This window comes from Acidobacteriota bacterium, from assembly GCA_026393675.1.
GTDB lineage: Bacteria > Acidobacteriota > Vicinamibacteria > Vicinamibacterales > JAKQTR01 > JBAXOX01.
Genome location: JAPKZQ010000009.1, coordinates 1 through 10000 on the forward strand (window position 1 = coordinate 1; position 10000 = coordinate 10000).

The window sequence follows — 10000 nt, forward strand, 5'->3', positions numbered from 1 at the left end:
ACCGCCCGGCATACAGGTCCCGCTTCTGCTGGAGGTCTCACGACCTCACGCAGGGGACCGCGCTACCCTACTGCTCAGCGGTTCATAGGGGTGGGCTCCTTTCATCCCACGAGGAACACGCCGCTTCACGGCGCACCAAAGCGCGCCTTGCCGGGGCGTGTCGCCGACCTGACGATTTCGCTATTCGCGCAGCTTGTCTCGGCCCTCGCGGCGCGTTTTGCAGACTATCGCTGTCGGCTTGGTTCGAGGGGCCGCTTCGGAATCCGTTCGCCCGCTAACGCGAGCGCCCGCGCCCGCGGGCCCCCGCAATCCCGAATCCCGCTTGCTACGCCGAAGCCGATGTCGCCAGCAACCGACGAAGGCGGGAACCCCGAATGACGACAACCTGTTCAATTCGGTACGATCACGCGCACCAGAATTGTCTAGGATGTCTGGGGAGTACAATCCCCAGCTGTCTACATGTCTGCCCTGATTGGCGATTCGGCCGCGAACCCCGGCAAGAGTCCGGACCGACCGCCCACCAGGCGCCGTCGTCGAACGTGGTGGATCGCGACGCCCGTGGCGTTGCTGGTGGCGCTGCTGGCCCTGTCGTACACGGCCCCCGTCCAGCGCTGGGCGTTTGACCGGGTCGTCGTACAACTCCAGGATCGATTCGGGATCGCCGTCCGCGCCGAGCACGTCACATTCGCTCCGCTCGGCCTGCGCGTCACGCTCGACGGCGTGTCCATCGCCAGCCGGGCCACCCCCGCGACACCCTACTTCACCGCCACCCACGTCGACATCGGTGCGCAATGGGGCGTGCTGAAGGGTCGCCCGATCATCAAGCGCCTCAGGATCGTCGATCCGGTTGTCGACCTGACGAAGGTCGCCGGCGGAAACGGCGACGGCAAGCCCTTCCGGGGTCTCGGGTCGCTGCAACTCGGCGAGGTGGCCATCGACAACTTCTCGTTCTTCGTGGGCGGGCCGACAAGCACGAGAGTGGCGATCCGGAAGCTGTCGTTGAAGGGTACGGGCGACGCGCCCGGCCGCCTGCGGCTCGAGTCGGTGTCGCCGGGGATGTTGCTCCTCGAGATCGCGGACGCCCGCCTGCCGTTCGACTCGTTGAGTGCGTCGTTGGTCGTCGACGGCAATCGAGTGACGGCCAGCCGGCTCGCTGCACAGTCGGGCACGGCATGGATTGAGGCCTCCGGACGTGCCCTGTTCGAGAAGGACTACCCCATCGAGCTTGACTACCGTGCCTCGGTCGACCTCACTCGCGCCGCGGGTTGGTGGAACAGGACATCGACACTGAAGGGCCGCGCGGCGCTCGCGGGCCATGTCGCCGGACCGTTCCTGTCGCCCACCGCCACTGCGCGGGCTGACGCGGCCGGCTTTGCGTGGTTAACGCTCTCCCCGGGACGCCTGACCGCCGACGCGCTACTCACCGGGCCCGGTGTTCAGGTGCAGGCGTTTGCGCTCGACGTGCCCGAGATCACCGCACGCGGGAAGGGCTTCTTGTCGTGGAGCAAGTCCGCTCCACGCAGCACGCTCGACGCCACGTGGCGCGCGTCGCTGCTGCGTCGCCTCGGACCGATGGTCGAGCTGAAGCCCAAGAGCATCCCGCTCGTTTCGGCAGAGGGCACGGCTGTCGTCAACTGGCCCGGGTTTGCACCTGACCTCGCCGGCCTCGCCGGCAGGCTGGAGACACGCGTGAGGTCGGGCAATCCCGATGGCGATGACCACGGCATCGTCAACATGGTCGGCGGCAACGCACGCTGGCAGGTCGACTGGCGACAGTGGCTGCCCGGCGAGACTACCGCACGCGGGCAGTTTGCGCTGCGGATCGATCCGGAGCGGTTCGGCCAGTCGGCTGTGGCTGGGACGCTGGACGTGTCCACGGCGAACGGCAAGGCCGCGATCACGCGCATGGCCGAGCTCGACGTTTCGTTGCCTGAGGCATTCCGGACGCGCCTCGAAGGCGCCCGCGCAACACTGACCGGCCCTGTACGCGGATCGGTGGCGATGCCGCAATGGCAGGCGGCGGTCACGGCCGAGGATGTCGTCGTGTCGGGTCTCCGAGGAATCAGTGTCGGCGGGACCTTCGATCTCGACCCCAGACAGCTCGTGACGAAGTCCCTGGCGCTCAAGGCTCCGGGCACCGAGGTCCGACTGAGCGGCGCGATTGGCATCCTCGAAGCCGGGTCCAACGTGTCCTTCGACGGTGTCATCGACGCGGGCTGGGCGTCGACGCCGTTCGCGCCAGCCGAGTGGCCAGTCGGCGGCAGCGCGTCGGTCAAGGGAAGCTGGGTGACCCGCGACGACGCGGATGATCTCGAGGTCGCGTTCGAGTCGTCTGCGGCAACGTTGGCGGCCAAGTCGATCGGGCCGGTTCAGGGGCATGTTCACAGCGGCCTCGCGGCAGTCACCGGCGCGGTCTCTGTTCCAGAGCTTGGATGCCGGTTCTCCGGTTCGTACGATCTCACCGAAGCCCAAGCCCACACGGCCCGTGCGGAGTGCATCCACGCCGATGTTGTGCGGTGGCTCACCCTTGGCGGCGTGGCCCCGGCGTTGACCACTGGCATTCACCTGTCGGTCGACGGGACCATTGACGCATCCGGCACGTTCGAGAACCTGGACGCGGCGCAATTCACGATTGGTCTCGACAGGCTGAGCGGCGATATCCAGGGACAGGCTGTTGCTCTCGCGGCCCCGACTATTGCGCGCTGGACGCGCGGCACGCTCGACGCCGGCGCCTCAACCATCACTGTGGGCGGCGCGACGATTGCGGTCGGTCCGGCTGCCAACACGCCATCCGCTTCGTCGGTCACGCTGTCCTCATCGCTGGCGAACATCCTCGCGCTGCTGCCTCCCGGCTCAATCCCGTCCGGGCTCGTGGCCGATGGCACGCTTCGCGTCGAGGCGCGCGTGCCTCACGCGGATCCGCGCAACTCGAGCGTACAGGCCTCGGCCGACATCGCCTCGGTCACGCGTGACGCCGTGCACATCGCCAGCGGCGTCGGCGCGACGGCGCGACTCGATCCGGATCGCCTCGAACTTCTGACGCTCAAGGGCACGCTTCTGGGGGCGACGGTTGATGCCACGGCCACGGCGCCCGCGGCCTGGGTCGCGCCGTGGCTGGCTCGCGCGCCGGTCGCAACAACGACGCCGGCTGGGCCGGATCAGGCGCGGATCACTGGAACGATCGACGCCCAGTTCGCCGCCGTGATGCAGGCGCTTGGCACCGCCGTCCCGAAGCTGACCGGGGCGGCTCGAATGTCGGTCGAACTCGTGGCAAACGCGCCGAGGCTGGATGAGCTTCGCGGGGTGATTACCGCGGAGGGATTCACCGTTGAGACGCGGACCGGCACGTTCACCCAGGATGGCCCATGGCGTATCCCTATCGAGAACGGCCTCGCGGGCGTCAATGCGCTCGCGATAACGGGGCCCGGCTCGCGGCTGGAAGCGTCGGGCCACGTGGGATTGAGCCCCGGCAGCGCCGTTGACCTCCGCGTCAGCGGCACCGCGTCGATGTCGCTTCTCGACGCGTTCGTGGCCCCGCGCGTGGATGGTGCGGCGGATGTCGAACTGCGCGTCGGCGGATCGCTTGACAAGCCGTCGCTTGATGGCGCCCTGACGTTGCGTGACGTGAGCGCGTTGTCGCCGACCGCGAAACTGGTGCTGGCTGGCGTCGGCGGGCGCATCACCTTCCGGCCAGGCTTGATCGAGTCGGTCGATCTCAAGGGCCAGCTCAATGGCGGCTCAGTGGGGGTATCAGGTTCCCTGCCTTTCGATTCCTCCCACGATCGCGGAGGGCTGCGCCTGACCATGCGCGACATCTTCGTCGAATACCCGCCGGGGCTCAGGAACCGGATCTCGGCTGACCTGATGTTGAGCGGAGGGCTCGACCAACCGGTACTCACAGGCAAGGCGACCTTCCTCACAGAGCCCTACCGCGAGTCGCTTCCCCAGATGGCGCAATTGCTGACGGCCCTCACCCAGCCGAGCCGCGGGGGGGCGTCGGACCCGGCTGGTTTGCCCGGCCGGATCGCGCTGGATGTGGCGCTTGTGTCGTCGATCCCGTTGCGGCTCGACAACAGTCTTGGACAGATCGAATTGCTTCCGCAAGTGAGTCTGGTGGGCACCGTCGCTCAACCTGGCCTTCTCGGTTCCGTGGCGATCCTCGATGGCAGCACCATCCGCCTTCAGAGCCGGACATACACGCTCGCCGACAGCCGGATGGACTTCGATCCCGATGATGGGCTCGTGCCCCGGCTGCGCGTGATGGGGACCGCGCAGGTCGGAGCCTACGCCGTCACGCTCCAAATCTCCGGGCCGGCCGATGCGATCGAGATGAGTCTGTCGTCAGATCCTCCGCTCCCCGAGCGGGATCTGCAGGTCATGTTGCTGACGGGGCAGGTTGGTGACAGTGGCGCGCAGGTCGGGGGTTCCCGGCAGTTCGCCATTACGGCCCTTTCGTCGGACTTGCTCGGCGTGGCGGGCCAGGCGTTTGGTCTGGACTACGTACGACTCGGCAGCGAGAATTTCGAACTGGTGTCGAGCGACCTGAAGCCGACAACCCGGTTGACGGTCTCGAAGACGCTGCTGACCCGGTTTGAACTGATCTTCTCTGACAATCTCGACAACAACGCGACCACATGGATCGTCGTGTACAAGCCACGTCTGAACATCGAGCTGCGCGTGGCCTCGCTCGATAACCTCGAGCGTACGGTCGAGGTCCGTCATCAGTTCACGTTCGGGCCCGGTGGCCCGGCGGCGAGCGGGGTGGCGAAATCGAAAGCTCCGGCGCGCACCGCCGTGTTGCAGGAAACCGTCGCGAGCGTCAGTATCCTTGGCGAGCCCGATGAGACAACGGCTCGTCTGCGGTCGTTGCTCGGGCTCACGCCTGGAACGACGTTCGACTACCGCAAGTGGCTCGCCGATCACGAACGGATCCGGAGCTTCTATAACGACGCCGGGTACCTGACGGCCCGGGTCATCCCGACACGAACCGCGCTCGACCCTGCCCCCGGCACCAAGGCCAGGGTCGCACTCGAGTACCGAATCACGCGCGGGCCGGCGACCTCGGTGGTCGTCACGGGGTGGTCGGCCGATGCGCCCTTCATCGCACGCTTGCGGATGGCCTGGGCGGCAACGACGTTCGACCAGTTCGCCGCTGACGACATGTCGCGCGTGGCCCGGGAGATGTTGGTCGACCGCGGCTACGTGTTGCCAGTCGTGCATCCGACCGTCAGCGAAACGAGCCCGGGGGTCCTTCTTGCGACGATCAACGTGCAGACGGGCCCGCGCGTGACGAAGAGGACGTTCGTGTTCGAGGGCGCGTCGGTCTTCAGTGAACAGGATCTGCTCGCCATCGCCACGGCGGCGGGCGTGACGGACAGCGCGTGGCGGGATCCCGAAGTCTTGTGCCTCGCGATCTCGGAGGCCTATGCTGCGGCCGGCTATCGCGGCGCCGTCGTGAAAGCCGGATTGGTTCTTGTCGTCGGGGCGTCTGCGGTGATGCCCGTCCGGATTGTCGAAGGTCCCGCGACACACGTGGGTGCTGTCACAGTCGCGGGAGTGCCCGCCGAGCGGCTGGCCGCTGCGCGGGATGCGACAGGTCTGGTCTCGGGTGCATTGCTTCCTTCCGGGGAAGAGCGCATCGCACGGCTCAGGCTCGAGCGGCACTTCAGGAACCTCGGGTACCGCAACGCGAAGGTCGCGGTCGGACTGCCAGCGGCCGGTCAGAACGGTCTGATCGACATCACCCTGACCGTCACCGAAGGGCGCCAGCAGGTCATCCGGTCCGTTCGAGTCGAAGGCGTACAGACGACGCGGCCGGCACTGGTTGATCGGGCGGTCCAGTTGAAGCCGGGAGATCCCGCGGGACAGGATGCGATTTTTGCGACCCAGCGGCGTCTGTATCAACTCGGTGTATTCAATGCCGCCGACATTCGCATCGAACCTGTCGAGGCGACGCCGGCTGAGACAGCCAAGGGGGTCGTTCCCGTCAATGCCGTGGTGTCGGTCGTCGAACCGCGCCGCTATCAGTTCGTGTATGGTGTCGAGTTCTCGAACGCGTACGGACCGGTCTACAATAACTTCGAGAACGCGCTTGGCGTGGCGGCCGACGTGCGGGACCGGAACCTCTTCGGCCGTGGGATGTCGTTGAGCCTCGGCGGCCGCTACGACCACAACATCAAGAGCGTCCGGACGCTGTTCACTGTGCCACGCCTGGGAACCTGGCCCATCCGCACGAACGTGTACGTGGGCTTGCGCGACCAGAAGACGGTTGCCAGCGATGGCAGCGTCGTCGACGAAGCGAGCCGGACCGCGTCGGTCGAGCAGCGCTGGAGGCCGGGATCCTGGGTAGACGTGACATGGGGCTACAGCGTGTCAGACAACCGGTTCTCGACGACCGCGACGCAGCCGCTCAGCGATCTCTGGTCCAACGGCATCCTGGCCGCCGTCAACGGCGCCGTGGTGTTCGACCACCGAGACAACATGCTGGATTCGAAGCGGGGCTGGTTCCATTCGTCGAGCCTGCAGCAGGGCGCGCACATCATCGGCTCCGACCTCCGGTACACTCGCTATGTCGGGCAGGTGTTCTTCTTCGCACCTGCCGGACCGCTGGTCTCGGCGACCGCCGTGCGCTTCGGCTCGCTGTGGAATATGGACGGCAACACGTCGCTCGCCGCGACGGACCTGCTCTTCAAGACCGGCGGCAGCCAGACGGTCCGCGGCTACGCTCAGGAGGGGCTCGGCGCCGGCACGCTCCAAGGGATTCCCATCGGCGGCACCCGCCTGCTCGTGCTCAATCAGGAATTCCGGGTTTCGGTCTCGAAGCTGCTGCAGGGCGTGGTGTTTGCCGACGCGGGCAATGCGTTCGGCCCGGAGGGCATCCAGCTGCGGCACCTGGCGGTCGGGCTCGGTTTCGGTGTCCGTATCCGGACGCCCCTGGTTCCGCTCCGAGCGGACTTTGGCTTCCCGATTCCGCGACGGCCAGGAGACCCCACCTTCCGGTGGTACATCTCGGTCGGACAGATCTTCTGAAGGGCGAGGCGTTTCCAGCGGAGGGGGACGGGCCGACACGGAGGTCAGGAGCAGGATAGGTGCTCGAGTTCATCGGGCGATTCTGATCTGGATTGGCGATCGGGCGATCGGGTGTGCAGCGTGTCGTCATCGCTGCGCCACCGGTCGAAGCCGGCTGGCGCGTAGGCGTTGCGGTCTCAGGACCGCCGGCCGGGCTGAAGTGGCAGGAAAAACAACGGGCCCGACACCTTTCGGCATCGGGTCATGGTACAAGAAAGAACGCCCGATACCGTTTCCAGTATCGGGCGTTCAAAAAATCCCCGGCAGCGACCTACTCTCCCACGCAGTTGCCCACGCAGTACCATCGGCGGTAGAAAGCTTAACTACCGTGTTCGGAATGGGAACGGGTGTGACCCTTCTCCTATGACCACCGGGAAACTTACTGGGGAGGATTCGTTGAATCCACCCGCCATATGAATCAGCCGACGTCGTATACCGACGCGGCCCGCTTCTCGCCTGGCTGAGGGTTCCGGGTATCTTCACCGGGGCTCGAAGCCGTAGACGAGGGCGGCGGCTGAATGTCAAAGAACCTTGACAACGAATATCCTGCAGAAGGCGCGTTCTGACACGCACGAAATGAAATGGAGGTAAATGATCAAGCCTCACGGCTGATTAGTACCAGTAAGCTGAGGATGTCACCACCCTTACACACCTGGCCTATCACCTGGTAGTCTTCCAGGAGCCTTTAGGAGCCTTACGGCTCGGGAGATCTCATCTTGGGGAGGGTTTCACGCTTAGATGCCTTCAGCGTTTCTCCCTTCCGCACGTAGCTACCCAGCGCTGCCGTTGGCACGACAACTGGTACACTAGAGGTGCGTCCAACCCGGTCCTCTCGTACTAAGGTCAGCCCCCCTCAAATCTCCTGCGCCCATGACAGATAGGGACCGAACTGTCTCGCGACGTTCTAAACCCAGCTCACGTACCGCTTTAACCGGCGAACAGCCGGACCCTTGGAACCTGCTACAGCTCCAGGATGCGATGAGCCGACATCGAGGTGCCAAACCTGGGCGTCGATGTGAACTCTTGGCCCAGATCAGCCTGTTATCCCCGGCGTACCTTTTATCCGTTGAGCGATGGCCCTTCCATGCGGGACCACCGGATCACTAAAGCCTGGTTTCCCACCTGCTCGACGTGTATGTCTCGCAGTCAAGCTCGCTTGTGCTTTTGCACTCTCCGGCTGATTTCCAAACAGCCTGAGCGAACCTTCGCGCGCCTCCGTTACCGTTTAGGAGGCGACCGCCCCAGTCAAACTACCCACCTAGCAGTGTCCCTGACCTGGCTGACAGGTCGAGGTTAGAACGTCGAAGTGATAAGGGTGGTATCTCACCGTTGGCTCCCCGGATCCCAAGAAACCCGGTTCATAGCCTCCCACCTATCCTGCGCATAACACGTCAACATTCACTACTAGGCTGTAGTAAAGGTGCACGGGGTCTTTCCGTCTAGTCACGGGTAACCGGCGTCTTCACCGGTACCACAAATTCGCAGTGCCCCTCGTTGAGACAGCGCCCAGATCGTTACGCCATTCGTGCAGGTCGGAACTTACCCGACAAGGAATTTCGCTACCTTAGGACCGTTATAGTTACGGCCGCCGTTTACCGGGGCTTCAGTTCGAAGCTTTGCCTTGCGGCTAACCTCTCCCTTTAACCTTCCGGCACCGGGCAGGCGTCAGACCCTATACGTCGTGTTCGACTTAGCAGAGCCCTGTGTTTTTAGTAAACAGTCGCTTGACCCTCTTTATTGCAACTCCTTCACGCACGCCTGGGTGAACCAGACGCACGATAACGGAGCACCCCTTCTTCCGAAGTTACGGGGCGAGTTTGCCGAGTTCCTAAACGAGGGTTCTCACTTGCGCCTGAGGATTTTCTCCTCGCCTACCTGTGTCGGTTTGCGGTACGGGTACCCGGAAATCTCCTTAGAGGCTTTTCTCGGCAGCGTGGCGTCACCGGCTTTGCGAGCCTTGCGGCTCTCGCGATAGCACCTCAGGGAATATGACCCACCGGATTTGCCTGGCGGATCCCCCTACATGCCTCAACCCACACTTCCAATCGTGGGCCCGGCTAGCCTCCTGCGTCCCCCCATCGTGATAACGATTTCCAGGTAGTTCAGGAATATTAACCTGATATCCATCCGCTACGCCTTTCGGCCTCGCGTTAGGACCCGACTAACCCTGAGCGGACGAACCTTCCTCAGGAAACCTTAGGCTTACGGCGGAGAGGATTCTCACCTCTCTTATCGCTACTTATGCCGGCAGGGTCACTTCTCTGCACTCCACCAGTCCTTTCGGTCTAGCTTCAGTGCGCAGAGAACGCTCTTCTACCAAGGCCGCGCCCCGCAGGGCACGGCGATCTACGGCTTCGGTCTTGTGCTTAAGCCCCGTTGGATTGTCGGCCCAGAGCCGCTTGACCAGTGAGCTATTACGCTTTCTTTAAAGGATGGCTGCTTCTAAGCCAACCTCCTGGTTGTCTGAGCGTCTCCAGATCCTTTCCCACTTAGCACAAAGTTAGGGACCTTAGCCGGTAGTCTGGGCTGTTTCCCTTTTGACGATGAAGCTTAGCCCCCACCGTCTCACTCCCGGGATACGTGTCGCTGGCATTCGCAGTTTGGTTGGGTTCAGTAAGCTGGTAAGCCCCTTAGCCCATTCAGTTCTCTACCACCAGCGCCGACCTCCCGAGGCTGCCCCTAAAGGCATTTCGAAGAGAACGGGCAATCACGAAGTTTGATTAGCCTTTCACCCCTATCCTCAGCTCATCCAAGTTGTTTTCAACCAACACTGGTTCGGGCCTCCACGCGGTGTTACCCGCGCTTCACCCTGGCCAAGGATAGATCACCTCGCTTCGCGTCTGCTCCCGACGACTTAACGCCCATTTCGGACTCGCTTTCGCTACGGCTCGCTTACGCTTAACCTTGCCACCGAGAGCAACTAGCCGGCTCA

The 10000-nt window shown here is 64.0% G+C and carries 1 protein-coding gene and 2 rRNA genes (1 of these 3 cut by a window edge); 1 reads left to right on the forward strand and 2 read right to left on the reverse strand.

The genetic code is table 11. The features are described from left to right. Positions 1-459: 459 nt before the first annotated feature. Positions 460-7029, forward strand: a complete 6570-nt coding sequence (locus NT151_03525; protein ID MCX6537997.1) for a translocation/assembly module TamB domain-containing protein — start codon at positions 460-462, stop codon at positions 7027-7029. A 297-nt stretch (positions 7030-7326) separates the two neighbouring features. Here the strand turns inward: NT151_03525 and rrf are convergent. Further along, positions 7327-7443: ribosomal RNA gene (gene rrf / locus NT151_03530) — 5S ribosomal RNA — on the reverse strand. Between the two features lie 216 nt (positions 7444-7659). After that, positions 7660-10000: ribosomal RNA gene (locus tag NT151_03535) — 23S ribosomal RNA — on the reverse strand; it runs 669 nt beyond the window's last position.